The organism is Sphingomonas brevis (genome assembly GCF_023516505.1).
GTDB lineage: Bacteria > Pseudomonadota > Alphaproteobacteria > Sphingomonadales > Sphingomonadaceae > Sphingomicrobium > Sphingomicrobium breve.
Map to the genome: position 1 here is coordinate 2,084,304 of NZ_JAMGBB010000001.1, position 24,693 is coordinate 2,108,996.

Consider the following 24,693-nt stretch of genomic DNA (forward strand, 5'->3'; position numbering starts at 1 on the left):
CAAGGCGCGGGGGCGGAAACCATTACCATGCAGGGGCCCATCCGGTGGATGCGCGGCGCCTTGGCGTGCGCAGCGCTGGTCGTGGCCGGCGCTGTTGCTGCATGGGCCGCGAGCCCGGTTGGCCCTGCCTGGACCGCGGACCCCGAGGAGCAGTTCCTGCTCGACGTCAACATTCGCCAGCTGCGGCTCGGCGACGGGGTCCGGGCCTATGCGACGCCCGAAGGTACCTGCGTGGTGTTCGGCGACTTCCTCACCACGCTCGACCTGCCGATGAAGATCGATCTGGCGGCGAGGAAGGCTTCCGGCTGGGCTTTCCACGAGGAGAACAAGATCGACATCGACCAGGCGGCCGGAACCGCCCGCTTTGGCGACAAGCAGGAAAAGATCAGCGAAGGGACGATTCGCGAGACGCCGGAGGGGTGGTGCGTCGACAGCGCCGCGCTCGGCCGCTGGTTCAACCTCGGCGTCAAGCCAGTCATGCAGGGATCGGTGCTCATGCTCGATTCCGAAGCGAAGCTGCCGGTCGAGCTTGCCCGCGAGCGCGAGCAGCGTGCCGCCCGGCTGCGGCCGGCCTCAATGCCGCTCGAGGGGCTTCCGCAGGTAAAGTTGCCCTATCGGATGTGGCGCGCTCCAGCGCTGGACTTCATCGTCCATGCCGGCGCGACCTATCAGGCGTCGACCGGAATGAGGGTCGATCGCAGCGCATCGGTGCTGGCGGCCGGCGAAATCGCCCGCCTGTCCTATGACAGCATGCTGTCCACCGACCAAAAGGGCCGGTCGGAAACACTCAGGATCACCGCCTATCGTTCGGATCCCGACGGCGGCCTGCTGGGACCGCTCAACGCAACCCATTTCGCGGTCGGCGACGTGCAAACCCTGGCCCACCGGCTGATACCGGGTTCCACCGGCCGCGGTCTGGAGGTCACCAATCGGCCCCTGTTCAACCCTGTGGCGTTCGACCGGACCCGCTTCGACGGCGATTTGCCTTCGGGATGGGATGCGGAGCTTTATCGCAACGGAGAATTACTTGCATTAAGCCATTCGGACGGCTCGCAGCGCTATGCGTTCGAGGACATTGCGCTGAACTACGGCGATAATCGGTTCGAAATCGTGCTTTATGGCCCGCAGGGGCAACGCCGAAGCCGATTGGAGACCATCAATGTCGGCCAGAGCCAGGTTCCCGCGGGGCAAACCTGGTATTGGGCCGGAATCAGCCAGCCAAACCGCAATCTGGTCGGCAATTTGCTGGATCGAGACGATGGCGGCGGGTTCGAACGCCTGAACGGGCGCGTGGATTTTTCGCGCGCCGATCTTCAGGCTGCAGTGCAATTGGAACATGGCCTCAGCAAGCGCACCTCGATCGGAGCGCTTGCCGCTATGCTATTGGCAGACAATGAGAAATTGACATTCGTCGAAGGCTCGGTGCGCCAGTCGATTGGCACGTCGCTGGTCGAGGTCGCCATCGCGCGCGACGGGCGGGGCGGTACCGCGGGGCGGCTTGCCGCGGTCGCGCAGCTTGGCTCGGTCAACCTTAGCGCCGATGCCCTGGTGGCGAACAATTTCGTGGTCAATGGCGAACGCGAACGGCGCTACCGGGAAGGCCGGCTCTCGCTCGATGCCCCGATCAGGCTTGGCCGGCAGAGCATCGTCGCCCACACGGACGTGCGCCTGGCCGATCGCGGCGACGGCAATCGCTCGGTCGGCGCGATTGGGCGATTGTCTACCAATATCAATAATTTCAACCTTACAACCCTAATCGACTGGCAGCACCAGCTGGGACGATCGTCGAATTTCAACGACGACAAGCTCGAGCTCGGCCTGCTGGCGACCGGACGAATCAAATCGGTCCGGCTGCGCGGCGAGGCACGCTGGGAGTTCCAGCCGCAAAGCCGGTTCCGAAGCGCCGAAGTCAGCGCCTATTGGTCGGCGTCCGACAAGGCCGATTGGGAGGGGGCACTTGGCTATGACGCTTCCGGCAGGCGTGGCCACGCCCGAATTTCACACATTCGCCGCTTCAACAGCCTGGCGGCCGCGGCCTCGCTGGAGGCCAGCACCGACGGCAGCGTCGCCGCCGGCATCAACCTCAATTTTTCCCTCGATTCGTCCGGCGGAGGATTCAAGCTGACCAACCAGCGGCTCGCTTCGACCGGATTGGTCGAAGCGCGTGTCTATCGCGACAATAATGACAATGGCGTGCGCGATCCGACGGAGCCGTGGCAGGCCGGAGCGACGATCACCACCGGCCAGCGCGTGTCTGAAGACGCCACCGACAGGCAAGGGCTTGTCCGGGTTGGCGGTCTGCAACCGTATCAGCCGATCGCGGTCGGCATCGATACGTCGAGTCTCGACGACCCCTCTCTTGCTCCCAGAAAAGCGCTGCAAGTCGTGGTTCCGCGCCCCGGCGTCTCCGCCAAGATCGAGATCGGCCTGGTCGGATCGGGCGACGTCGAAGGGGTGCTTGCACAGAGCGACGGGCGCGGCTTCGAAGGCCTCGATATCGAGCTGATCGACTCCGCCGGGAAAGTCGTCGCTACCGGCCGAAGCGACTATGACGGCTTCTTCCTGTTCGACCGGATCCCTTATGGGCGCTACAGTTTGCGCCTAACGGCCGAATCCGCGGGCGCCGCGGGCGTGGCGGCGGCGATCGATCGCACGATTGAGCTCAACGCGCAGAAATCGGTGATCCGACTGGGCGTGATCCGCATCCTGAAGTCGCCCCAAATTGCCCTGTCGGCAACCGGCGGTAGCGCGGTCCAGAGCCCGCATTAACCATAAGTCGTCCAAGACGACTTTTGGAATAACCAGAATTTTCAATGGGATGAGCATGAAATCAGACAGTCTCCCAGACTGTCCTTGATTTCATACTGGTGCGGTCGAGAAGACTCGAACTTCCACGGGCTTTCGCCCACAACGACCTCAACGTTGCGCGTCTACCAGTTCCGCCACGACCGCACTCGTGAAAAAAGCAGCGCGTCCTTGACGGGGCGCTGCCCTGGGTAGGGCGCGGCCTCTAGCAAAGCGAAACCATGCTGGCAACGGCCTGATCCAGTGCCATCTGCCGACCCAATTTGGGACAGCATGGTAAACAAGGCGCTAACCATATCGCTCGCCCCGCATTATGACGGGGTAATGGTCGGACCATTGACGATCCTGGCAGCCGCAAGCCTGGCCCAGTCGGCTACGTCGACGCCCGCGCCGACCTCCGCTTTTCGCCCGTCAGTCACCGCCCACGCCACCGCGCGGATCCAGATCATTTCGGGGGTGAAATTCGGACCGGGCCATGACCTGGTCCCGCCCAACGCGCTTCGCCGGTCAGCTTCGCTGATCGATGCCGATGGTCAGGTCAGGCCAGCAGAACTGCTGGAATTTCAATAGCTTAAGGTTCAACCTGACCAAGGGTGATGGTCAGCTCGTCGCCGCCCTTGGGAACATCGATCTCGGCGCTGTTGAAGCTGGCGCTGCTGCGCGGCGCGAGCACTCTCGCCGGCGGCGCGATGGTCCAGCGGTGAACCACTGCCTTGCTTTGCTTGTCCCGCAGCTCGGCATGGATCGGCGGCACATTCTGTTCCTGGTCGGTCGGATTGATCACCCGGCCGCTGATCGCGATCAGCTCGTTGCCGCTTTCCAGCGGCTGGCGGTCGTTGGTCGTGATCATCAGCTGCAACGGAGTCGCGCCGGCCTGGGCGATCCCCGCGCGCTGCTTCCACTCTGGGGGCGCCAGGAACCAGAAGGCAGCGGCTGCCACCGCGATCAGTGCAAGCAAGCCAAGGATCAGCGGCCAGCGCCGCCGCGGGCGTTCTTCGTCCTCGATCGGCGCATAGCCGACGAATTCTTCGTCGGCGGTAGCAGCGGGCGCTTCCACGACGGCCGGCGCCTGCGCCTCAGCCGGGAGCGGCGGATCCTCGGCGAGCGCTGGCGCCTCGTCAGTCACAGCCTGTGTTTCCGATCCGGGATCGAACTCGGCGGCAGGCTCGCTCCTCCGCCACTCGTCGGCGACGGCCGGTGCCTCTTCCATCGATACTTCGTCGGCTGGTGGCGGCTCGATCGGCCCTTCCGCAGATGGCAGCGCCCAATCACTGCCATATGTTTCCACTACTTCCGGCTGGGGCTCCCCGGCGATCAGGCCTTCCTCGACCGCTTCGGGCGGCGCCTCCGCGAAGGGCTGCTCGACAATTTCCGGGGCCGGTTCGGGCGGTCCGGCAAAATCTACCGCGACGGACTCGGCCGCGACAACCATTCCTTCCGGATCCTGATGCCAGCTATGCTTGCACGAGGCGCAGCGCACCTGGCGTCCGCCTGGTGGTATGGCGTCGTCCTTCACGACATATTTGGTGTCGCAGGCGGGACAGGTCAGGATCATCTGCGCGGGGGGCCTTCCGAAAGCAGTTAACCGAGTTAAGCAGCATTGCTCGTGGCTTTGCAAGGCGGGGCGCGCCGTGCCAAACCATCGGCGGGGAAAGGAAGTGGCGCTTGCCGGGGACGATCGTCGAATTTGACCGGGTGGGATTGCGCTACGGCACGGGCGCGGAAGTGCTGCGCGATCTCGATTTCCGACTTAACGAGGGCGGGTTCTATTTTCTCACCGGGCCGTCCGGCGCCGGCAAGACCTCTCTCCTGAAGCTGCTCTACCTTGCCCAGCGACCGACGCGTGGGCGGATGGCGTTATTCGGCGACCAGCTCGATCATGCGCCTCGCGACTCCCTGCCCGGCTATCGCCGCCGGATCGGCGTGGTGTTCCAGGACTTCCGGCTGATCCGGCATCTGTCAGCGTTCGACAATGTCGCCCTGCCTCTGAGGATCGCCGGCCACGGCGACGCCGAGGTCGAAGGCCCCGTCCGAGAAATGCTGGCCTGGGTCGGACTGGCCGACCGAGCCAGCGCCCGGCCCCCGACGCTTTCGGGCGGCGAACAGCAGCGGGTCGCGATCGCCCGGGCGGTCATTGCCCGCCCCGAACTGATTATCGCCGACGAGCCGACCGGCAACGTCGATGCGGCGATGGCGACACGCATCCTTCACCTGCTGACCGCGATGAACCGGCTTGGAACCACCGTTATCGTCGCCACCCATGATGTCGGCCTGATCGCGGCGACTCCGGGCGCCCAGCTGATCCGCCTCGAGAATGGCTTGTTGGTCGATCCGACCGGCCTGCTCAAGCATCCGCCGGGCCGCGCGCAATGAGCCAATTGACCATCTCCGACGCCGAACAGCGGCTGATCCCGTCGAGCGGCATTCGCGGCCCAGTGCCCTTGCTGATCGCCATCATGAGCTTCGTTATGGTGGTGGTCGCCGCCGCGGGACTTGCACTGGCCAACACCGGATCGGTCGTCCGGGCCGGAGTAGAACATCGCTATTCGATTCAGATCTCCGACGGCGCCGCCAGGGCCCCGGCGGCGATCGCCGCTGCCCGGGCCAGTCCAGGCGTTTCCCGTGTCCAGCAAGTCGATCCGGCCGACCTTCGCCGAACGCTCGAGCGTTGGCTCGGGCCGGCGTCGAAAGAGGCGGACCTGCCGCTCCCGGCGATCATCGACGTCGATCTTAAACCTGGAGCGAAACCCGCGGCCGTTGCAAGGGCAGTCCAGAAAGCGGTGCCATCGGCGCGCTTGATTGCCCACCAGGCCAGTCTCGCGCCCTTGCTCAAGGCACTGCGCGGGCTGACTTTGCTGGCGCTAGGGCTGGTGCTGATGATCGCTCTGGCAAGCGCGGCCGCGGTCGTGCTGGCGGCGAGAGGCGCGCTCGACACGCATCGCGGAACGATCGAGGTGATGCACGGGATCGGCGCTACCGATGACCAGGTGGCGCGGCTGTTCGTGCGGCAGATCGGGATCGACGCCTTGCTTGGCGGAATCATCGGCGGGGCGGTGGCCGGCCTGAGCGTCGCCGCAATCATTGGCGGCGCGGGCCAGGCAACCATGCTTGCGGGCGCGTCCCCGCTGAGCTGGCAGGATGCCCTTTGGCTGGTGACCTTGCCGATCGCCATTGCCCTGCTGGCAACCCTAGTTGCCAGGTCGGCCTTGCTCAGGGCATTGCGCGAGCGTCTATGATCGCCCGCGCCCTTGCATTCCTCGCTATTCTTTACGTCCTCGGGTTCGCGCTTTTCGCCGTGACGCTGGGCGATCCGGCACCGGCCGATTCGCCCAATGTCGACGCGATCGTCGCCATCACCGGCGGCAAGGGCCGGATCGAACATGGCGCGAAGCTACTGGCGGAAGGCAAGGGCAGGCGGCTACTCATTGCCGGTGCCGATCCCTCGGTCAGGAAGGTCGATCTGGTCGCCCGGCTGCATGCACCGGGAAAGCTGTTCGACTGCTGTGTCGACCTCGGGTCGGAATCGGTCGACACCCGTTCCAATGCGGAGGAAGCCAAGCGCTGGATCGAGCGGCATCATTACAAGAGCATCCGCCTGGTCACCAGCGACTGGCACATGCGGCGGGCCCGCTATGAGTTCAACCGGCAGATCGACCGCAACGTGAAGATCATTCCCGACGCGGTCCGGACCGAGCCCAACTTCGGCACCTTGTTCGCCGAGTATAATAAATATGTGCTGCGCCGCCTGAGCGTCTGGCTCGATATCTAGGTCTGGACCCACATGTCTGCCATTCGCTCGCTGCTATTCTTCCTGCTCTTTTACCCCGGCACCTTGATCTATGTGCTGACGGTTATCCTGGTCTCGCCGTTCGGGACCCCTCCGGTCAGGAAGGTGGTCCACGGCTGGTCCGACTTTCACCACTGGCTGGTTCGCCATGTCCTCGGCATCCGGTTCGAATGGGACGGAGAGATTCCCGGAGGCCCCTTCCTTATCGCGGTCAAGCATCAGGCGATGGTCGAAACGGTCGAGGCGCTGCGCTTTGCCCGGACCCCGGTAGTGGTGATGAAGCGGGAGCTGACCACCATGCCCTTGTTCGGCTGGGTGACACTTCGTTACGGATCGATCGGGGTCCATCGCGAAGCCGGGGCGCAGGCGCTCAGGGAGATGATGGCCAAAGGCAAGGAGGCGGTTTCGGAAGGCCGGCCGGTGGTAATTTTTCCCGAAGGAACGCGGGTACCGGTCGGCGAATCGCCGCCGCTTCGCCCCGGGTTTGCGGGCCTTTATCGAGCGCTCGGCCTGCCGGTCGTGCCGGTGGCGCATGACAGCGGGAAGCTATGGCCGCGCGGCCTCGTCAAGCAGCCAGGCACCATCCACTTCAAAGTGGGCGAGACGATCCCGCCGGGCCTCAAGCGCGATGACGTCGAAGCCCGAGTTCATCAGGCAATCAACGCGCTCAACTGACCTTTGTCATCCCGGGCTTGATGTCCGGCATGCGGCACTGTCTGGGGGACAGTACCGGTCCGGGCATGGATCCGCCTGTTCTTCAGACGGCGCCAGAATCAAGGCAGACCCGGGATCAAGTCCGGGGTGACGGCCTAACTCCGCAACCTCGCCCCGAGCTTCTCGGCTGCGGCAATGACCTTCTTCGACACCTCGCCGATCTCCGCATCGGTGAAGCTTTTGTCGACCGGTTGCAGCGTCACCTCGACCGCCAGGCTCAGGCCGCTCGTTCCTTCGAACCGGTCGAACAGGCGGGCGTCGGTGATCAGCGCCTTGTCGGCGCCGCGAATCGCCCGGACCAACGAGTCCGCGGCCAGACCGGCCGGAACGATGAAGGCGAAGTCGCGGCTGATCGCTTGCAGCGCCGGCGGCGCAAAGGCGACGCGCGCTCGCTCGCTGCTGCGCGCGGCCGGGATGGCGTCAAGGTAGATTTCCGCCGCGACCGTTCCCGCCGGCACTTCGAGCGCCCGTTCGATCCGCGGATGAAGCTCGCCGAACGCCGCCAGGACATTCTTGCCCAGGCTCAAGGTCGCCGACCGGCCAGGATGCCAGGTGTCGCCCGCGCCCATGCCGAGCTGCAGATTGCCGACCGGCGCCCCGGCGGCATCGAGCAGCGCCAGCACTTCGGCCTTGGCGTCGAACGCGTCGAAATCGGCGCCCTTGGCGACAAGCCAGCTTCGCGGAGCCTTGTCGCCCGCCAGCATGATGCCGACCGTCGGCCGCTCGGCATCGGCCATGTAGCGGCGCCCGACTTCGAACAGGCGGATAGAGGACGCGCCGCGATCGGCGTTGCGCCGCGCCGCCGCGGCCAGCCCGGGGATCATCGACGGCCGCATATATTTCATGTCTTCGCTGATCGGATTGGCCACCACATGGCTGGCACCGCCGAACAAATCCGCATCATCCTTGCCAATGAAGCTCCAGTTTATCGCTTCATCGAGGCCGCGCGCCGCCGCCGCGCGCCGCACCTTGCGCTCGACCATCTGGGATCGGGTAGCGGTGGCACGAGCAACGCCTTCCGCGCGCGGCAATGGCGCCGACGGGATCCGGTCGTAACCGACGATTCGGGTCACTTCCTCGACCAGGTCGGCGGTACCGATGACATCTCGGCGCCAGCTGGGGACGAACGCCTGGTCGCCCTCGATCCGGAATCCGAGCCGCTCGAGAATCGCTTTCTGCTCGTCGACGGGAACGTCCATTCCGCCGAGATCGCGGGTGCGGTCGGGATCGAACCTGACGCTCCGTTCCTCAAGCGGCGGCTGGCCGGCGCGGGTCACCCGGCTTGCCTCGCCGCCGCAAATCTCGAGCACATGGCCGGTCAGGATTGCCAGCCCGTCATCGAGAAAGGCCGGGTCGACGCCCCGTTCGAACCGGCTGCGAGCGTCGCTTGTCAGCTGCAGCTTCTGCCCGGTGCGGGCGATATTGTCGGGCGTGAAATAGGCGATTTCGAGCAAGGTCCCGGTGGTGACTGCGCTAACCCCCGAATGTTCGCCGCCCATGATCCCGCCGATATCGTGGACCTGGGCCTCGTCGGCGATTACCGTCATCGTGCCGTCGAGCACATATTCCTTCTCGTTGAGCGCCAGCACTTTCTCGCCGTCCGCGGCGCGGCGGGCCGATACGGCGCCCTTCAGCTCATTGAGGTCATAGGCATGGGCCGGCCGGCCAAGGTCGAGCATCACATAGTTGGTGATGTCGACCAGCGCCGAGATCGGCCGCTGTCCGGCAGCCTTCAGCCGCCGCTGCATCCACTCGGGCGAAGCGCCATTGGTGAGGCCGCGAATGGTCCGGCCGAAGAATGCGGGGCAGCCTTCGCTGTCCTCGACCCTGATCTCGACCGGATTGTCGAAGCTGCCCTCGATCGACGGCACGTCGAGCGGCTTCAGCTTGCCGAGGCCGGCCGCGGCGAGGTCGCGGGCGATTCCGCGCACGCCCATGCAATCCTGCCGGTTGGGCGTGATGGCGACGTCGAACACCGCATCGTCCAGCCCGGCATAATCGGCGAAGCTGGTCCCGACCGGCGCATCGGCTGGAAGCTCGATGATCCCGTCATGATCCTCGCCCAGTTGCAGCTCGCGCGCCGAGCACATCATGCCGTTGCTCTCGACCCCGCGGATCGCCGCCTTCTTCAGTGTGAAATCGCTGCCCGGGACATAGGTGCCCGGACCGCCGAACACGCCGACCAGGCCGGCGCGGGCATTGGGCGCGCCACACACGACCTGCAACGGCTGGCCGCCGTCGCCGGTGTCAACCGTCAGCACCTGCAGCTTGTCGGCCTGCGGGTGACGCTCGGCGGTCAGCACGCGCGCGACCGTGAAGGGCTTCAGCGCCTCCGCCGGATTGTCGACGCCTTCGACTTCAAGCCCGATGCGCGTCAGCGTCTCCGCCACCGTCGCCGCGTCGGCACCCGTGTCGAGATGATCCTTCAGCCACGAAAGGGTGAACTTCATACAATAATTCCGTTCGTCCCGAGCGAAGTCGAGGGACTTGGGTGCCAGCGTGTCTCGACTTCGCTCGACACGAACGGGGTTCGGCTAGGCCTAAAGTGCGTCATGCGCCCACTCCCCCGCTGAGCGTCGGCACGTCGAGGAAGCGGAAGCCGTAATGCTTCATCCAGCGAAGGTCGCCGTCGAAGAAGGCGCGCAAATCATCCATTCCATATTTGAGCATCGCCAGCCGGTCGACGCCGGTGCCGAAGGCGAAGCCTTGCCATTCGTCAGGGTCGAGGCCGCAATTGGCGATGACCTTGGGATGGACCATGCCGCTGCCCAGCACTTCCATCCAGCCCTCGTTGCCGCCGACCACGCGGCGGCCCTTTTCCATCGACCAGCCGACATCGACCTCGGCCGACGGCTCGGTAAAGGGGAAGTAGCTCGGCCGCATCCGGAGCACGACGTCGTCGCGCTCGAAGAAGGCCTTGAGAAAGGTCTCCAACGTCCATTTGAGATGGCCCAGCGTGATCTTGCGATCGATCACCAGTCCCTCAATCTGATGGAACATCGGCGTGTGGGTCGCGTCGCTGTCGCTGCGATAGACGCGGCCTGGCGCGATCACCCGGATCGGTGGCGGGCTCGATTGCATCGTCCGGATCTGTACCGGCGAGGTGTGGGTGCGCAGCACCTTGGGGGCGCCGTCCGCGCCCCTCTCGTCCATGTAGAAAGTATCCTGCATCGCCCGCGCCGGATGCGTCTCGGGAATGTTGAGCGCGGTGAAATTGTGCCAGTCGTCCTCGATCTCCGGCCCTTCCGCGACCGAAAATCCGAGGTCGGCGAAAATCTCGGCCAGCTCGTCCATCACCTGGCTTACCGGGTGGATCGAGCCGCGCGGCGCTTCGATCGACGGCAGCGACAGGTCGAGCCGCTCGGTCGCCAGCCGCCGTTCGAGCTCGGCATTTTCGAGCGCCGCCTTTTTCGCCGCGATTGCCTCGCTCACCGCTTCGCGTAAGCCATGGATCCGGGGCGCTTCGGCGGTGCGCGTCTCGGCATCCATCGTGCCCAGCGATTTCAACAGCTGGGTAACCTCGCCCGATTTGCCGAGCGCCGCCACTCGCACCGCGTCCAGCGCGGCAAGGTCGGCGGCGGCGGCGATCTCTTGCGCAAAGCGGGCTGCAAGCGGGTCGACGGACATTAACTTCCCTTGGGCAATTGCGAAGGCGCGCTTAAGCAGGGATTAGGGGGAAAGCGCAAGGAGAAGCGCCATGGACAATGGCTGGCCGGCTTTGGATGCCCAACATGACGGTCCGACATTCGCGCTGCTGCACCTTGCCAGCCAGATGCTCGGCAAGATGCGCGTTGCTCATGCGCCCTGGGCCAATCATGGGTGGCATGCGACGCTTCACCCGGTCGCCGAAGGGCTGGCGATCGAACCGATCGCGGCGAACGGCCAGCACTTCGGCCTGACCCTCGACCTCTGCCGCCACGCGATCGTGCTGCACGTCGGCGATGGCGAGCGCGATTTTCTGCCGCTCGATCTCGGTAGCGTCGCCGCGGTTCACCGTTGCCTTGTCGAAATGCTCCGGGCCCATGGCCTCCCGTCCAATTTTCATGGGCGTCCCAATGAGGTGCCCGACGCCGTTCCATTCGCCGAGGATGTCGGCCCACGCGAATACCGGCCCGATTCAGCCGAGCGGCTTCACCTCGCGCTGGAACGGATAGTCCCGGTGTTCGGGCGCTTTCGTGCCGGCTTTCTCGGCAAGGCAAGTCCGGTCCATTTATACTGGGGCAGCTTCGACCTCGCCGTGACTCGCTTCTCCGGCCGGTCCGCACCCCAGCATCCCGGCGGAATCCCGGGCCTTCCCGACCGCATCACCCGCGAAGCGTACAGCCATGAGGAATCGAGCGCCGGCTTCTGGCCGGGCGGTGTCACGGCGGCCGAGCCGATCTTCTACAGTTACGCCTATCCCGAGCCAGCGGGATTCCGCACCGCCAGGGTCGCGCCCTCATCCGCCAGCTTCGACGAAACCCTCGGCGAATATGTCCTGCCCTATGAAGCGGTACGCCGCTCCCCGGATCCCGAGGGCGAGCTGACGGCGTTTCTGCAATCGAGCTATGACGTTGCCGCCGACCTGCTCAAATGGGACCGGGCAGCTTTGGAGCGGGAGCCTGTTGCGCCATAGCCGTTGCCGTCATTGCGAGCGGAGCCAAGCAATCCAACCCTGGATCGCCGCGTCGCTCCGCTCCTCGCGATGCCGATGTGGTTTCACCCCGCCACGAACGGGAAGGGCGAAATCGTCTTCCGGGTCCGGTCGATCGCCAGCATCCGCCCGGCTGGCGGAGTCGCGCGATATCCGCAGTCGATCCGCGGACAGATGGCGCAGGCCGGCCCGACCGGAGTAACCGGCGCTCTTTCCAGGTCATAGCCTTCGGCGCAGTGCAGCCGGTGGGCGTGGCGGATGTCGCAGCCGAGGCCGATCGCCAGCAGCCCGCCCGACAGGTCGCTCTTGATCGGTCGCTCGATCGTCCTTGCGACCGTGAAGAAACGCTGGCCGTCGGGAGTCTCGATCAGCTGGGTTACGACCTGGCCATTGGCCTGGAACGCGGCGTGGAGGTTCCAGCGCGGGCAGGTGCCGCCGAACCGAGAGAAGGGGAAATTCTCGCCCGCATAGCGCTTGCTGATGTTCCCGGCCGGGTCGACCCGCAGCATGAAGAAGGGGACTCCCCGAGCACCTGGCCGGTTGAGCGTCGTCAGCCGGTGCGCGACCTGTTCGACATTTGCTCCATATTCACCGCACAGCCGGTCGATCGAGAAGCGATACTGCTCGGCGCTGGCGAGGAAGCGGCCATAGGGCATCATGATCGCGCCGGCGGCGTAATTGGCGAGGCTCATGTGCAGGAGCTGGCGAACCCCCTCGTCGGGCGGAGCGGCCTCGGCCACCAGTCGCTCGAGCACCGCCGCAAACTCGACCAGCGCCAGCTGGTAGGCCAGGGCGAAAGTACGGTTCTCCGGCCTGAGCTGCGACGACATCAGGAACAGCCGCCGGTCCTGGTCATATTGCTGGCTGACGTTGCCGAGCTCGTCCTGCGGCACGACCCGGGCCGAAATCCCCCAGGCTTCTTTCAAGCGTCGCCGCATCGGCTCGGCCATCGACAGGGGATCGCTCAGTGCCCCGCCCAGCGTCTCGGCCGCTTCCTCCAGCGCCGGATAATAGTTGCGGTGCTGCTGGATATAGTCGCGCACCCAATTTTCCGGCGTGACCAGCGCTCGGGCATCGCCGGCGCTGGCGATCTCCGGATTGCGCGCGGCCTCCTTCAGCGCGCCGTAGAGCCTGGCGATGGCATCGGCGATCGCCGGAGCATTGTTGGCCAGCTCTGCCAGCTCGTAACGCGGAACGCCGAGGTCGCTGAGCAGCGCATCGGAGAAAATCTCGGCCAGCGCGTCCGGTCCAGTCCGCGCTCCGCCGTTGGCGGCAAAGGTCCGGACGTCGACCTCATACAGCTCGGCCAGTTTCAATAGCAGGGCTGCCGTCACCGGCCGCTGGTTGCGCTCGAGATGGTTGAGATAGCTGGGGCTGATCGCCAGAGTCTGGGCCATGTCGGTTTGCGACAGCTCGTGGTCGCGGCGGAGGCGGCGAAGGCGATGGCCGAGGAATAGCTTGCTGGACATTCGGCAGTTTCTGTCAATTTCGCCCAATCATCACAAGTCAATCTATGACAGGACTACGCTTTTTGCCGATGCTTCTTTCCGCCTCGCATGGTGGATTCCGCAGGGTAATCCACCGCGTCACCGAAGGACCGTGCCATGACAAGTTTTGACCAGGTCGTAATCGCCCCCGCCGGACGCTTCGACGGCATCGAGCGGCCCTATTCGGCCGAGGACGTGATCCGGCTGCGCGGCTCGGTGCCGATTGAGCATAGCCTCGCCAGACGCGGTGCCTTGAGGCTGTGGGAGTTGCTGAAGCGCGATGAGCCGGTCCGGGCACTGGGCGCGGTCACCGGCAACCAGGCGATGCAGATGGTCCGCGCCGGCCTCGAGGCCATCTACCTCTCCGGCTGGCAGGCGGCGGCGGACGCCAACACCGCCGGCGCAATGTATCCCGACCAGTCGCTCTATCCGGCGAACACGGGGCCGGAACTGGCGCGAAAGATCAACCGCACCCTCCAGCGCGCCGACCAGATCGAGCATATGGAGGGCAGCGGCCCAAATGGTTCAGGCGCGCGCGACTGGTTCGCGCCGATCGTCGCCGATGCCGAGGCCGGGTTCGGCGGGCCGCTCAACTGCTTCGAGATTATGAAAAGCTATATCGAGGCAGGCGTTGCCGGTGTCCATTTCGAGGACCAGCTGGCTTCGGAAAAGAAGTGCGGCCACCTGGGCGGCAAGGTGTTGATCCCGACGCAAGCCGCAATCCGCAACCTCGACGCGGCGCGGCTGGCCGCGGACGTTTCCGGTGTTCCGACCATCCTCGTCGCCCGCACCGATGCCGAGAGCGCCCGGCTTATCACCAGCGACGTCGACGAGCGCGACCGGCAGTTCCTAACGGGCGAGCGGACATCGGAAGGCTTCTTCCGCCTGAAGGAAGGCAGCGGACTCGATCATTGCATCGCCCGCGGCCTGGCCTTTGCCGCCCACGCCGATTTGCTGTGGTGGGAAACCAGCCATCCCAATCTCGAGGAGGCGCGGATTTTTGCCGAAGCGGTCCACCGCGTCCATCCGGGCAAGCTGCTCGCATATAATTGCTCGCCCAGCTTCAACTGGAAGGCCAAGCTGGACGAGGCGACCATCGCCAGGTTCCAGCGCGAGCTCGGTGCGATGGGCTACAAGTTCCAGTTCGTGACCTTGGCCGGTTTCCACAGCCTCAACCATGGCATGTTCGAACTCGCTTCGGGCTATCGCGACCGCGGCATGACCGCTTACTCGGAGCTGCAGCAGGCCGAGTTCGACAGCGAGGCTTTCGGCTACACCGCGACCCGCCACCAGCGCGAGGTCGGCACCGGCTATTTCGACGCCATCGCCACCGCCATTTCGGCCGGCCAGGCGTCGACCGTTGCGCTCAATGAGTCCACCGAAGCCGCGCAGTTCGCGCATGCCTGACACCAACGGCTAACCAGGGAGAACAGCCATGGGACTACGTTTCTGGGTACTTGGCGGCGAATATCGCAATTGCCGCTTCGACGAGGTCGTGCCGGGCACGGAAGAGATTAGCGGTCCTTTCCCCGACCTCAATCGAGCCCGCACCGAATGGACGCGGCTCAGCTTCCGTGACCGGCTCGGCGCCACAACCCGCTATGTGATCACGCAGGAAGCGCGCGTGTGACCGAAGTGATCGAACGGCAGGTAGTTCGGGCGGTGCCATCTGCCGCTAATGGCGCCGCCGACATTTTGACCGACGAAGCATTGGGCTTCGTCGCCGAGCTTCACCGGCACTTCGATGCCCGGCGGCGGGGGCTGTTGGCGGCGCGGATCGAACGGCAGATGCGGTTCGACGCGGGCGAGCTGCCCGATTTCCCCGAGGAGACCCGCCACATTCGGGAAAGCGACTGGAGGGTGGGGCCAATTCCGGCCGACCTTACCGATCGCCGGGTTGAGATCACCGGGCCGACCAATGCCAAGATGGTGATCAACGCGCTCAATTCGGGCGCGAAAATGTTCATGGCCGATTTCGAGGACGCAACGTCGCCCGTCTGGGACGAACTCATCCAGGGTCAGGTCAACCTCCGCAATCGCTGGCTGGGCAGGCTCGACTATACCGATCCCGACAGCGGCAAACATTATGCGCTGGGCGCCGATCCCGCCGTCCTGCTCGTTCGCCCGCGCGGCTGGCATCTCACCGAACGCCACGTGACCGTCGATGGCGAGCCTGTCGCCGGCGCTCTCCTCGATTTCGGCCTCTACCTTTGGCACTGCGCTCGGGCATCGCTCGACGCCGGTTCGGGCCCCTATTTCTACCTGCCCAAACTGGAGAGCCGGCACGAGGCCGCACTGTGGGACGATATCTTCGTCTATGCCGAACAGCGGCTGGGCCTGCCGCGCGGAACGATCAAGGTCACGGTCCTCATTGAGACCTTGCCCGCCGCGTTCGAGATGGACGAGATCCTTCATGCGCTGCGTGCCAATATCGTCGGCCTCAACTGCGGCCGCTGGGACTATATCTTCTCCTATATCAAGCGCCTCGGCCGATCGCCCGACAGGCTGACGCCCGACCGTTCGGCGATGACGATGGATAAGGCATTCCTTGCTGCTTACTCGCTGCGCCTTGTCGCCACCTGCCATCGCCGCGGCGCCTACGCCATGGGCGGCATGTCGGCCTTTATTCCGGTCAAGGGCGACGATGCGGCGAATGCGGCCGCGCTGGCCAAGGTCCGCGCCGACAAGCTGCGCGAAGTGACCAACGGCCATGACGGCACCTGGGTCGCCCATCCGGCGCTGGTTCCGGTCGCGATGGAGGCGTTCGCCGCGATGCCCGGACCCAACCAGCTTTCAAGGATCCCCGACCGCATTCCCGGCCGCGATGAAATGCTCGAGCTTCACTCGGGCGTCCGCACCGAAGCTGGTGCCCGCGAGAATATCCGCGTCGCCGTCCAATATATCGCTGCCTGGATCGGCGGGCGTGGGGCGGTTCCGCTCTACAATCTGATGGAGGATGCCGCGACGGCGGAGATCTGCCGCGCCCAGCTATGGCAATGGCTGCGGTTCGAAGCGGCGTTCGACGATGGCAGGCGTTTCAGTCTCGACTTGTTCGACGAGTGGTTGGCCGAGGAGCTGGCGGCGCTTGGCGACCTCCCCAACCTCAAGCCCGCCGCCCGCCTGCTGCACGATCTCGTCACGACGCAAGAGTTCGAGGAGTTTCTGACGCTGCCGGCTTACAGGTTGCTGCAATAGAAAGGGGCGCCGGAACCGAAGTCCCGACGCCCTTACTTATATCGTTCGGCTAATCCCCGCTTTCGCGAGGACAGGGTTTACGCTGCTTTGGGCAGTGCTGCCTTGGCCTGTGCGATGATCGCGCTGAACGCTTCGGCTTCATGCATCGCAATGTCGGCCAGGACCTTCCGGTCGAGGTCGATATTGGCGAGCTTCAGCGCGTGGATGAACTGGCCATAGGTGAGGCCCTCGGCGCGAACCGCCGCGTTGATGCGCTGGATCCACAGGGCGCGGAAGCTCCGCTTCTTCACCTTGCGGTCGCGATAGGCGTACTGCCCGGCCTTTTCGACGGCCTGGCGGGCGATGCGGATGGTGTTCTTGCGGCGGCCGTAATAGCCCTTCGCATTGTCCAAAATCCGCTTGTGCTTGCTGCGGGTGGTTACACCCCGTTTGACGCGTGCCATTGTTCAGTACCTCCTTACTTCAGGCCGTAGGGCGCCCAAGCCTTGACCCGGGCCGTATCGGCTTCGGACAGGACTTCGGTGCCGCGGTTCTGGCGGATGTACTTGGCGTTATGGCTGATCAGCCGGTGGCGCTTGCCGGCTACGCCGTGCTTCAGCTTGCCGGTGGCCGTGAGCTTGAAGCGTTTCTTGACGCCGCTCTTGGTCTTGAGCTTGGGCATTTTCGTCTCCTTGTTGCGTCCATGGACGCGACGTTATCGAACTGCCACGGCAGCCCTAACTGGCCGGGCCGTTCGTTCTTCCAATGATCTGGAAAGACGGGCGCCTATAAGAGTAGTGGGCGGTGAAGGCAAGGAGTGAGTCGAATGAACGATATGGAGCTCCAGGAACCCGATGTCGGCCTGACGCCGCACCTCGCGATCGGCGGGGGCCGGGCCGCCGAGGCGATCGATTTCTACAAGGCGGCGTTCGGCGCCGAGGAGCTGATGCGCCACCCGGCCGACGACGGCCGGCTGATGCATGCTCATTTGAAGGTCAACGGCGCCTCGCTGATGCTCCACGACCATTTCGCCGAACATCACGGCGGCGCCGATCTCGGCCCGCCGGTCGGGGTGCTGCTTCACCTCCAGGTCGACGATGCCGACGGCTGGTGGAACCGCGCGCTGCGCGCCGGCGGCACGGTCGTCCTCGAAATGGCCGACCAGTTCTGGGGAGATCGTTACGGCCAGCTAAAGGACCCGTTCGGTCACATCTGGTCGATTGGCGCGCCTAGCGCTCCGGCCAGCGAGTAGGGTCGCGTAATGGGGGTCGAACCGCAAATCCGGGCCTTCTTCGATGAGCCGACCAACACGGTCACCTATCTCGTCTGGGACGCGACTTCGAAGCGGGGAGTGGCGATCGATCCGGTGCTGGATTTCGATCCGGCCGGAGGCACGGTTGACGATGATTCGGTGGGCGAACTGCTCAAGGCCGCTGAGGATCTGGGCGTCACCATCGAATGGGTGCTCGAAACCCATATCCATGCCGATCATCTGTCGGGCGCGCCGCTGATCAAGGCGCGGACCGGTGCGAAGATCGCGATCGGGGAACATGTTCGCGACGTTCAGAACATCTTCCGGCCGATCTTTGGCGCGGAGGATGTCAAGGCGGGCGGCGGCGACTTCGACCGGCTGTTCGCGGACGGCGACCTGCTCGAGGTCGGCGGCCTTTGTGTCGAAGTGATCCATACGCCGGGCCACACGCCTGCCTGCGTGAGCTACAGGATTGGCGATGCGGTGTTCGTCGGCGACACATTGTTCATGCCCGACTTTGGCACTGCCCGGACCGATTTTCCCGGCGGCTGTGCGCGCCAGCTCTATCGCTCGATCCGCAGGCTGTTGGCGCTCCCGCCCGAAACCCGGCTGTTCATGTGCCACGACTACAAGGCGCCGGGCCGTGACCGGTTCGCCTGGGAAACCACCGTCGCCGAGGAGCGCCGCACCAACAAGCACGTCCATGACGGCGTCAGCGAGGACGAGTTTGTCGCCATGCGGCAGGAGCGCGACAAAGGCCTGCAGACGCCGCGGCTGCTGATCCCTTCGATCCAGGTCAACATGCGCGCTGGCCGCTTTCCGCCGGCCGAGGCCAGCGGGGTTCGCTACTTGAGGATCCCCGTGAAACTCCGCGATGGAGTCGCCGCGTCCGACATCGATTAGCTGTGACCTCGACGGCACGCTTGCTGCATTTTGGCCACCTTCGCGCAATGGAACCCTAACAATCGGGTTCTTATGTATGTAGCGTGCGTTAACCGCGAGCTATGGCGGAAAATGGGGGTGAATGCGGATCGATTGTGCCTGGGAGGCCCCTGAAGCCGTAACCGCCGACGTCGCGATCGTCGGATCAGGCGCGGCTGGCCAGTCCGCGGCCCGGCGCCTGCTGGCGCGCGGCTGCAGTGTCGTGCTGATCGAAAGCGGCGGGCTCGACCATCACGATACCACCGCCGACTTCAACCGCGGCGAAATCGTCGGCCATGAATATCATCCGCTCGAACATAGCCGGTTGCGCTTTTTCGGCGGGACCACGGCGATCTGGGGCGGCCGAGTTGCCGAATATGACGCGATCGATTTCGAGCGGCGCGACTGGGTGCCGCACAGCGGCTGGCCGTTTGGTCCTGCCGAGATCCACGATTATCTTGCCGAGGCGCGCGCACTCCTGGGGGTCGATGGGGTCGATACCGGGCGCCTTCCCCGACCGCCGCTGCTGCAGCGCCTGTCGAGCGAGGAATTGGCGGTCCGTTGGTGGTGCTTCGACCCTGCTTTCGACCGCTTCACCATCGATCGGGCGGAAGACCTTCAGGACGACCCGCGCTGCACCCTCCTGCTCCACGCGACGGTCCGCGAGATCGTGCTTGAGGCGGATGCCGGATCGGTTGAACGGCTGGATATTCGCACGCCGAGCGGACGGTCGATCGACATCAGAGCCCGCCACTATTTGCTGGCAGCCGGCGGCATTGAAAATCCCCGCATCCTGCTGGCCTCCAATTCCATCGCCCCGGCCGGGGTCGGCAACAGCTACGACCTCGTCGGCCGCTATTTCATGGAACATCCGCATGCCCGGGGCGGCCGGATCGTCGGCACCGCCGACTGGCGCTGGCTCGCCTCGTTCGCCAAGCGGAAGGTCAACGGGGTCGAGGTGTCGCCAGCGCTGACCCCGGCCGAAGCATTGCAGCGGCGCGAAGGCCTGCTCAACACCGCCCTGACCATTGCGGTGCGGCAGCCGGAAGGCGGATCGCATCCCATTGCCAAGCGCGCCTATCTGCACGTCAAACATCGCACTGCGCCGACCCGGCAGGGCCGCTCACTGTGGAAAATGACCAAGCATCTTGTGCGGGGCTACACCGGCCTCACGGGGCCATTTCATCCCTGGCTCATGAAGCGGATCAACCGTCTCGACCTGGCCCTGGTCGTCCGCGCGGAGCAAGCGCCAAATCCCGACAGCCGCGTCAGGCTGAGCGATCAGAAGGACGCGGTTGGAATGCCTCGCGTCGCCCTTGATTGGCGACTGTCTTCGCTCGATGTCGACAGCGTGGTCGGCCTGGTCGATGCAGTCGGCCGGGAATCCAGGCGGCTGGACCTGGGCGTGGTCGAACCTGCCGCGTGGCTGAAGGATGGAGAAAAGCGCTGGACGAGCGATGAGCTGGTGAGCGCCCATCCGATCGGCGGCTTCCACCACATGGGAACCACGCGCATGGCGACCGATCCCCGCCGCGGCGTGACGGACGGGTGGGGACGGGTTCATGGCCTGCCCAACTTGCACATTGCCGGCAGCTCGCTGTTCCCCACCGCCGGCTGGGCCAACCCGACCCTAATGATCCTCGCACTGGCGCTTCGTACGGCCGACCGCATTGCCGAGGAGCTTCAGTCCGCGGCTGTTCCGAAGCTCAGCCGTACGGGTTCTGACGGTACCACTGGGTGAGCACATATTTGGTGCCGCGGCGCACCTTCATGCCCTGATGCAAGGTCGCCATGTTGGGCGATCCATCAGCAAGCAGGTTGCTCCACATGATGAGTTTGCCCGCTTCCGGCTGGATGGTCTTGCCGATCGCCTTGAACCGCGTCGCGCCACCTTCTCCGGGTTCGTTGAGATAGATCATCGCGGTCCAATTGCGCTGGCCAGCCTCGGCGCAGTGCAGGAAATAGTCGGCGCCATCCGGGTTGAACGTATCGGTATGCGGTTTGAATTCCTGGCCCACCGAATAGCGTTGCCCCTGCAATGGTTCGGCGTGCGACACCGCGATTCCGGTTAGGCCTGACAGGCGCTGCCGGATATTGGCCACCAATTGCTGGCCAGGATCCAGGTCGCAGGTTTCGCTGGTCCTGAACCGGGCGATGCCCTGGTCATCGGCCAGTGTCGAAGGCCGGCGATTGGCATCTATCAATGCACGCAAGGCGGCACATTCCGGCCCATCGAGGAAATCGCGCAGAACGAACAGGTCAAGTTTGGGGCTTGGCACCCGTTGGATGCCTGGATGAAGCCTCAGTCGTTCTGCTGTCGTATCAGAACCCACGTCGCGCTTCATGATCGGCGATCACTGCCCGGGTCACCGCCTGCATCAAATCCTGCGAGGCGCCGTCGGTCTTGTTGGGTACCGTCATGATCGACATTGCATAATTGGCGCCGTCGGGTGCGGTCAGGATGCCGATGTCGTTGATCCCGCCAACCCGGCCCTGGAAATTCTGACCGGTACCGGTCTTGTGGCTCCATTTCCAGCCGGGCTTGAGCGCGGCGCGTACCCGCAGCGCGCCGGTCTTGGTCGAACCCATCGTCGCTAGTAGCCGCTGTGTGGACGCCGCCGACAGAAGCTCGCCCTTCTTCAGGCGAGCGAGCGCCAGAGCGACCGAATGGGGCGCCGCGCCATCATAAGGGTCGGCGATATAGCGTTCGAACGATGCCTTGCGCACCGATGCCGGCAAGGCGCCGCGGGCTTTGTAGAAGGCGTCGCCGATCGAGTAGCTCTGGCTCCAGATCAGGCCGGCAATCTTCGACTGGAGCGCGCGCTCGCCTTCGTAGAAGCGGATCGACCCGAGGTTTTTGGCCGCGATCATGTCACGCACTGCCTGTGGCCCGCCGATTGAGCGCATCAGCTTGTCGTTGGCGGTATTGTCGCTTTCCGTGATGGCAGTGAACAGCAATGCCCCAAGCGTCGTCGTATGGCCGCCGTTGCCCAATATCTTCGAGCTGATCGGCTGGTGAAACAGCGTCAAATCGTCGCGCCCGAGCGTAACCCGATCATTGAGGCTGATCCGTCCCCGATCGACCGCATCCATCGCCGTGATCGCGACCCACAGCTTGGAGCAGCTCTGCTGCGGGAACAAAGTGGTTGCGTTGTAATCAGCCTGCCAGCCATCCGACAGCGAGACGACGGAGATACCGGCAGTACCATTGAATCCGCGGCCAAGGCCGTTGAGGCGGCCTTGCAGATTGGCCGAAGCAAATCTCGGCGGCAGGCCAGGCGAAGGCTGGGCCTGGACGGCGCCCTGCGGAAGCGGCGCCAACGGATCGCGCCCGGCCGGTTGGCCAACGGCCAGGCTAGCCGCCGTCGTTAGTCCAAAACCCAACAGCAACCTGTGCGTAATTGACGTCATGGCGTCGCCGGCCCCCAAAGTCTTGCAATTTTCCAGCAGTTTAGGTCAGCGCTGCTGAACCGAAGCTTGCATTGGCAGACTCGCAAATCGGGACCGATATGCCAAGCTATTATCGGGCCTGAGTTGCCGGAATTGGGTCCGCCGTATCGCCGAGCAGTGCCGCGGATTCGATTTCGTCGAGTGCGCGGTGGGCGGCGATATAGCGCCGCGCGCGGACGATCCACTGTTCGGCATTGGCCGCGCCAGGCATTCGCATCGTTTCGGCCAATGCCTGGTCGACCTCGCCGGATTCGAGTCGCGCCCGCGCCCGGTCGAACCGCGCCTGAGGCTGCGGCGAGGGCGTGTCTGCCCGATGAATCGAAACTACCGTTCCCAGTTCGCGCCTGAAACCGGCCCACCAGCCCTCTTCAGGCCCGCCGCCACGAAGCGTCGGGCCCAGTGCCTCATAATCCGCAACCAGGCTGTCGAGGCGGACAGGATCGCGCGATGCGGTGACGATGGTTGCCACCGCGCCCTGATGCCCGCGGCCGAAACGCTGGACCAGCAGCGGCTCGAGATAACCGAGCGCGACCCCGCGATCGATCGCCCGGCGGGCGGCGAAGGCGACCAGCATGGCGTCGGCGCGGCCGGCTGATCCGGCGGCGGCCTGCGCCTGGCTCTCGATCGCGCCAAGCCGCGCTTCCAGCACTGCGATGCGTGACGCGTCGGCGGCAGCCAGGCTTGCGGTTGCCGGCTGCGGGACCGGGGCCGGCGGCAGGCTTTGGCGAACGGCCGCAATCGGCTGACCTTGCGTGATTCCGAAAAAGCGTGCGCCCGCTTCCCATCGCGACAGGCCCCATGTCGCCACCGCCGCCCCAACCAGCAACAGCAACAGCACCCAGGCAAGCCGGGCAGACCATGATAGACCTTGTCGGGACGGGTTCGCGGTCATGTTGGCCGTGATGTGTGACACAGCATCGCGGCAAGGGCCAGCAGGCTTGAATCGTTGGGGCGCTCCGCAACCTCGATCCGCTCCCATCCGGCGCCCACGGCCTCGGCCGCGGAGTCGCTGATCGCTGCGATCGCGGTTGCGTCGCGGCGGTCGGCCAGCTCGGCCAGCCGGAGCCCGGCGCGGGCGCTATGCACGGCAACAACCAACCCTTCGATCGCGGGCAAAGCCGGCTCCTGGATCGCGGCCGACCGGTAAACGATGCATCGGTCCATCCGTTGTCGGGCATTGTCGCGATAATCTTCTCCGGCGAGGTGAAGCAGCCGAAGCTCCTTTGGAAGCGTCGCCAACAGCTGCTCGACCGTGCTGCCGCCGGTTGACGCGATCTCGAAGCCGGCGTCGCGAGCAGCTTGCCCTGTTGCACGTCCAACGACATGAACCGGGAGCGTCCTGAGTTTGTCCAGTTCGGAACCGCCATGCCGGATCGCGTTGGCACTGGTTAGCAGCAGCGCGTCGTATCGCGCAGGATCAGGTGCCTGCCAGGCAAGCGCCTCGACCTGGAACAACGGGCAGGCAATGACCTCCAGTCCCATCCGCCGCGCCCGCTCCGCGCTAGCCGAAAGGCCGGGCTCGGGCCTCAACAGCAGAACTTGTCTCATGCGACTTCGAACAGGCGGCGAATTGACGGCGGGGCCTTGGCCAGCATCGCGCGGGCAATTTCAGCCGGTGCGTCCAGGTCGCCGACTGCAAAGGTTGCAGTCTCGCCGACATGTTCGCTGCCATTCTCGCTCAATATCTCGCAGGTGAATTCGATCTCCTCCCCCCGCACCTGGGCGAGGGCGGCTACCGGCGAATGACAGGTGCCGCCAAGGGCATGGCAAAAGGCGCGCTCCGCCAGGACCGCTTCATGGGTCGACAAATGGTCGATTGCCCTCAAGAGGCCTGCAGTCATGACGTCATCGGTGCGGCATTCGATGCCGATCGCACCCTGTCCCGGCGCCGGCAGCATCTCCGCGATCTCGATCACCGTTCCAACCTCCCGCCGTCCCAGCCGGTCCAGGCCCGCCGCCGCAAGCAAGGTCGCATCTACCTCTCCCGCAGCGCACTTGCCGAGCCTAGTGTCGACATTGCCGCGAATGACGACGGTTCGCAGGTCCGGCCGAAGCCGGTGAAGTTGGGCGGCGCGGCGCGGCGAACTGGTCCCGACCACCGCTTCGAAAGGCAATTCCGTAACCGACGAAGCTCCGATCAGCCGATCGCGGACGTCGGCGCGCTTCAACATCGCGGCGATGGTCAGCGCTTCCGGCCGATCGCTCTCGACATCCTTCATCGAGTGGACCGAGCAATCCGTATCGCCGGCCAGCAGGGCAAGGTCGAGCTCCTTGGTCCACAGGGCCTTTCCGCCGACTTCCGCCAGCGCCCGGTCCTGGATCCGGTCGCCGCTGGTGCGAACCGGCAGGATCGCGACGCTACCTTCCGGCCAGCCATGCGTCTTCTCCAGCGCGGCCGCGACCATATGCGCCTGGGCCAGAGCAAGTGGCGAGCCGCGGGTGCCGATCGTGAGGGGACGCTGGGTCATCG

24 protein-coding genes and 1 tRNA gene are annotated in these 24,693 nt (G+C 65.0%); 13 read left to right on the forward strand and 12 right to left on the reverse strand.

The genetic code is table 11. The annotated features are described in order from the left end of the window. Positions 1–27 precede the first annotated feature (27 nt). Positions 28–2,769 carry an MSCRAMM family protein gene (locus LZ518_RS10825; protein ID WP_249915998.1) on the forward strand — a complete coding sequence of 914 codons (2,742 nt, stop codon included), beginning with the start codon at positions 28–30 and terminating at the stop codon, positions 2,767–2,769. Positions 2,770–2,865: 96 nt separating this feature from the next. Here the strand turns inward: LZ518_RS10825 and LZ518_RS10830 are convergent. Continuing rightward, a tRNA-Leu gene (locus LZ518_RS10830) sits at positions 2,866–2,952 on the reverse strand. A gap of 189 nt (positions 2,953–3,141) precedes the next feature. On the opposite strand from LZ518_RS10830, the gene LZ518_RS10835 reads away from it, so the two are divergent. Continuing rightward, positions 3,142–3,375 (forward strand): hypothetical protein, encoded by a 234-nt coding sequence (locus LZ518_RS10835; protein ID WP_249915999.1) that lies wholly within the window; start codon positions 3,142–3,144, stop codon positions 3,373–3,375. A gap of 1 nt (position 3,376) precedes the next feature. Here the strand turns inward: LZ518_RS10835 and LZ518_RS10840 are convergent, their stop codons facing one another. After that, complete coding sequence (locus tag LZ518_RS10840; RefSeq protein WP_249916000.1) at positions 3,377–4,360, reverse strand: zinc-ribbon domain-containing protein; 984 nt, start codon at positions 4,358–4,360, stop codon at positions 3,377–3,379. Between the two features lie 110 nt (positions 4,361–4,470). Between LZ518_RS10840 and ftsE the strand changes: the two genes are divergently transcribed. Genes ftsE through LZ518_RS10860 form a run of 4 tightly spaced genes read left to right on the forward strand, consistent with a single transcriptional unit; the run spans position 4,471 to position 7,267 of the window. Next, entirely contained in the window at positions 4,471–5,178 is a 708-nt protein-coding gene (gene ftsE, locus LZ518_RS10845) for a cell division ATP-binding protein FtsE (protein ID WP_249916001.1), read from the forward strand. Next, positions 5,175–6,041 (forward strand): FtsX-like permease family protein, encoded by an 867-nt coding sequence (locus LZ518_RS10850; protein ID WP_249916002.1) that lies wholly within the window; start codon positions 5,175–5,177, stop codon positions 6,039–6,041. Before ftsE ends, LZ518_RS10850 begins: the two co-directional genes overlap by 4 nt. Further along, a complete protein-coding gene (locus LZ518_RS10855; RefSeq protein ID WP_249916003.1) occupies positions 6,038–6,574 on the forward strand; it encodes a YdcF family protein in 537 nt (178 codons plus the stop codon). The genes LZ518_RS10850 and LZ518_RS10855 overlap by 4 nt, the downstream gene beginning before the upstream one ends. Before the next feature lie 12 nt (positions 6,575–6,586). Then, positions 6,587–7,267 (forward strand): lysophospholipid acyltransferase family protein, encoded by a 681-nt coding sequence (locus tag LZ518_RS10860; RefSeq protein ID WP_249916004.1) that lies wholly within the window; start codon positions 6,587–6,589, stop codon positions 7,265–7,267. Between the two features lie 134 nt (positions 7,268–7,401). Here LZ518_RS10860 and pheT read toward each other — a convergent pair whose 3' ends face one another. Then, positions 7,402–9,756, reverse strand: coding sequence for a phenylalanine--tRNA ligase subunit beta (gene pheT, locus LZ518_RS10865; protein ID WP_249916005.1), 2,355 nt, complete (start codon positions 9,754–9,756; stop codon positions 7,402–7,404). A gap of 100 nt (positions 9,757–9,856) precedes the next feature. After that, positions 9,857–10,933 carry a phenylalanine--tRNA ligase subunit alpha gene (pheS, locus tag LZ518_RS10870; protein WP_249916006.1) on the reverse strand — a complete coding sequence of 359 codons (1,077 nt, stop codon included), beginning with the start codon at positions 10,931–10,933 and terminating at the stop codon, positions 9,857–9,859. A gap of 70 nt (positions 10,934–11,003) precedes the next feature. On the opposite strand from pheS, the gene LZ518_RS10875 reads away from it, so the two are divergent. Beyond that, positions 11,004–11,921, forward strand: a complete 918-nt coding sequence (locus LZ518_RS10875) for a DUF5996 family protein (protein ID WP_249916007.1) — start codon at positions 11,004–11,006, stop codon at positions 11,919–11,921. An 83-nt stretch (positions 11,922–12,004) separates the two neighbouring features. Here the strand turns inward: LZ518_RS10875 and LZ518_RS10880 are convergent, their stop codons facing one another. After that, positions 12,005–13,408, reverse strand: coding sequence for a helix-turn-helix domain-containing protein (locus LZ518_RS10880; protein ID WP_249916008.1), 1,404 nt, complete (start codon positions 13,406–13,408; stop codon positions 12,005–12,007). Between the two features lie 135 nt (positions 13,409–13,543). Here LZ518_RS10880 and aceA point away from each other — a divergent pair, with 135 nt between their 5' ends. Genes aceA through aceB form a run of 3 tightly spaced genes read left to right on the forward strand, consistent with a single transcriptional unit; the run spans position 13,544 to position 16,621 of the window. Then, complete coding sequence (aceA, locus tag LZ518_RS10885) at positions 13,544–14,833, forward strand: isocitrate lyase (protein WP_249916009.1); 1,290 nt, start codon at positions 13,544–13,546, stop codon at positions 14,831–14,833. 28 nt (positions 14,834–14,861) lie between these two features. Next, a complete protein-coding gene (locus LZ518_RS10890) occupies positions 14,862–15,056 on the forward strand; it encodes a DUF4170 domain-containing protein (protein ID WP_249916010.1) in 195 nt (64 codons plus the stop codon). Next, complete coding sequence (gene aceB, locus LZ518_RS10895) at positions 15,053–16,621, forward strand: malate synthase A (RefSeq protein ID WP_249916011.1); 1,569 nt, start codon at positions 15,053–15,055, stop codon at positions 16,619–16,621. Before LZ518_RS10890 ends, aceB begins: the two co-directional genes overlap by 4 nt. Positions 16,622–16,698: 77 nt before the next feature. On the opposite strand, the gene rplT is transcribed toward aceB, so the two are convergent. Both rplT and rpmI read right to left on the reverse strand, forming a co-directional pair. Then, a complete protein-coding gene (gene rplT / locus LZ518_RS10900; protein WP_249916012.1) occupies positions 16,699–17,064 on the reverse strand; it encodes a 50S ribosomal protein L20 in 366 nt (121 codons plus the stop codon). 14 nt (positions 17,065–17,078) lie between these two features. Further along, the gene (gene rpmI / locus LZ518_RS10905) at positions 17,079–17,282 is read right to left on the reverse strand and encodes a 50S ribosomal protein L35 (protein WP_249916013.1); all 204 of its coding nucleotides are present in this window, start codon (positions 17,280–17,282) and stop codon (positions 17,079–17,081) included. 144 nt (positions 17,283–17,426) lie between these two features. Here rpmI and LZ518_RS10910 point away from each other — a divergent pair, with 144 nt between their 5' ends. From LZ518_RS10910 to LZ518_RS10920, 3 genes are all read left to right on the forward strand, one after another. Beyond that, positions 17,427–17,852, forward strand: coding sequence for a VOC family protein (locus tag LZ518_RS10910; RefSeq protein ID WP_249916014.1), 426 nt, complete (start codon positions 17,427–17,429; stop codon positions 17,850–17,852). Positions 17,853–17,861: 9 nt separating this feature from the next. Beyond that, on the forward strand, positions 17,862–18,755 hold the full coding sequence (locus LZ518_RS10915) for an MBL fold metallo-hydrolase (RefSeq protein WP_249916015.1): 894 nt from the start codon (positions 17,862–17,864) through the stop codon (positions 18,753–18,755). Positions 18,756–18,876: 121 nt separating this feature from the next. Next, positions 18,877–20,514 (forward strand): FAD-dependent oxidoreductase, encoded by a 1,638-nt coding sequence (locus tag LZ518_RS10920; protein WP_249916016.1) that lies wholly within the window; start codon positions 18,877–18,879, stop codon positions 20,512–20,514. Here the strand turns inward: LZ518_RS10920 and LZ518_RS10925 are convergent. From LZ518_RS10925 to hemC, 5 genes are all read right to left on the reverse strand, one after another. Then, positions 20,480–21,118: a prolyl hydroxylase family protein gene (locus LZ518_RS10925; protein ID WP_249916017.1), complete on the reverse strand. Its 639-nt coding sequence runs from the start codon at positions 21,116–21,118 to the stop codon at positions 20,480–20,482. The genes LZ518_RS10920 and LZ518_RS10925 overlap by 35 nt on opposite strands. Beyond that, a complete protein-coding gene (locus LZ518_RS10930; RefSeq protein WP_249916018.1) occupies positions 21,096–22,184 on the reverse strand; it encodes a serine hydrolase in 1,089 nt (362 codons plus the stop codon). Before LZ518_RS10930 ends, LZ518_RS10925 begins: the two co-directional genes overlap by 23 nt. Before the next feature lie 109 nt (positions 22,185–22,293). Beyond that, positions 22,294–23,115 carry a hypothetical protein gene (locus tag LZ518_RS10935; protein WP_249916019.1) on the reverse strand — a complete coding sequence of 274 codons (822 nt, stop codon included), beginning with the start codon at positions 23,113–23,115 and terminating at the stop codon, positions 22,294–22,296. Beyond that, a complete protein-coding gene (locus tag LZ518_RS10940) occupies positions 23,112–23,771 on the reverse strand; it encodes a uroporphyrinogen-III synthase (RefSeq protein WP_249916020.1) in 660 nt (219 codons plus the stop codon). The genes LZ518_RS10935 and LZ518_RS10940 overlap by 4 nt, the downstream gene beginning before the upstream one ends. Continuing rightward, the gene (gene hemC, locus LZ518_RS10945; protein ID WP_249916021.1) at positions 23,768–24,691 is read right to left on the reverse strand and encodes a hydroxymethylbilane synthase; all 924 of its coding nucleotides are present in this window, start codon (positions 24,689–24,691) and stop codon (positions 23,768–23,770) included. Before hemC ends, LZ518_RS10940 begins: the two co-directional genes overlap by 4 nt. Positions 24,692–24,693 lie beyond the last annotated feature (2 nt).

Bases quoted from the DNA above. Each gene is read 5' to 3' on its own strand.
- rplT (WP_249916012.1), bottom strand. From the start codon at position 17,064: ATGGCACGCGTCAAACGGGGTGTAACCACCCGCAGCAAGCACAAGCGG.
- LZ518_RS10930 (WP_249916018.1), bottom strand. From the start codon at position 22,184: ATGACGTCAATTACGCACAGGTTGCTGTTGGGTTTTGGACTAACGACG.
- LZ518_RS10875 (WP_249916007.1), top strand. From the start codon at position 11,004: ATGGACAATGGCTGGCCGGCTTTGGATGCCCAACATGACGGTCCGACA.
- LZ518_RS10860 (WP_249916004.1), top strand. From the start codon at position 6,587: ATGTCTGCCATTCGCTCGCTGCTATTCTTCCTGCTCTTTTACCCCGGC.
- LZ518_RS10855 (WP_249916003.1), top strand. From the start codon at position 6,038: ATGATCGCCCGCGCCCTTGCATTCCTCGCTATTCTTTACGTCCTCGGG.
- hemC (WP_249916021.1), bottom strand. From the start codon at position 24,691: ATGACCCAGCGTCCCCTCACGATCGGCACCCGCGGCTCGCCACTTGCT.
- rpmI (WP_249916013.1), bottom strand. From the start codon at position 17,282: ATGCCCAAGCTCAAGACCAAGAGCGGCGTCAAGAAACGCTTCAAGCTC.
- LZ518_RS10850 (WP_249916002.1), top strand. From the start codon at position 5,175: ATGAGCCAATTGACCATCTCCGACGCCGAACAGCGGCTGATCCCGTCG.
- LZ518_RS10910 (WP_249916014.1), top strand. From the start codon at position 17,427: ATGAACGATATGGAGCTCCAGGAACCCGATGTCGGCCTGACGCCGCAC.
- pheT (WP_249916005.1), bottom strand. From the start codon at position 9,756: ATGAAGTTCACCCTTTCGTGGCTGAAGGATCATCTCGACACGGGTGCC.
- aceA (WP_249916009.1), top strand. From the start codon at position 13,544: ATGACAAGTTTTGACCAGGTCGTAATCGCCCCCGCCGGACGCTTCGAC.
- LZ518_RS10920 (WP_249916016.1), top strand. From the start codon at position 18,877: ATGCGGATCGATTGTGCCTGGGAGGCCCCTGAAGCCGTAACCGCCGAC.
- LZ518_RS10840 (WP_249916000.1), bottom strand. From the start codon at position 4,360: ATGATCCTGACCTGTCCCGCCTGCGACACCAAATATGTCGTGAAGGAC.
- LZ518_RS10890 (WP_249916010.1), top strand. From the start codon at position 14,862: ATGGGACTACGTTTCTGGGTACTTGGCGGCGAATATCGCAATTGCCGC.
- LZ518_RS10825 (WP_249915998.1), top strand. From the start codon at position 28: ATGCAGGGGCCCATCCGGTGGATGCGCGGCGCCTTGGCGTGCGCAGCG.
- LZ518_RS10880 (WP_249916008.1), bottom strand. From the start codon at position 13,408: ATGTCCAGCAAGCTATTCCTCGGCCATCGCCTTCGCCGCCTCCGCCGC.
- LZ518_RS10940 (WP_249916020.1), bottom strand. From the start codon at position 23,771: ATGAGACAAGTTCTGCTGTTGAGGCCCGAGCCCGGCCTTTCGGCTAGC.
- LZ518_RS10935 (WP_249916019.1), bottom strand. From the start codon at position 23,115: ATGACCGCGAACCCGTCCCGACAAGGTCTATCATGGTCTGCCCGGCTT.
- LZ518_RS10925 (WP_249916017.1), bottom strand. From the start codon at position 21,118: ATGAAGCGCGACGTGGGTTCTGATACGACAGCAGAACGACTGAGGCTT.
- LZ518_RS10915 (WP_249916015.1), top strand. From the start codon at position 17,862: ATGGGGGTCGAACCGCAAATCCGGGCCTTCTTCGATGAGCCGACCAAC.
- pheS (WP_249916006.1), bottom strand. From the start codon at position 10,933: ATGTCCGTCGACCCGCTTGCAGCCCGCTTTGCGCAAGAGATCGCCGCC.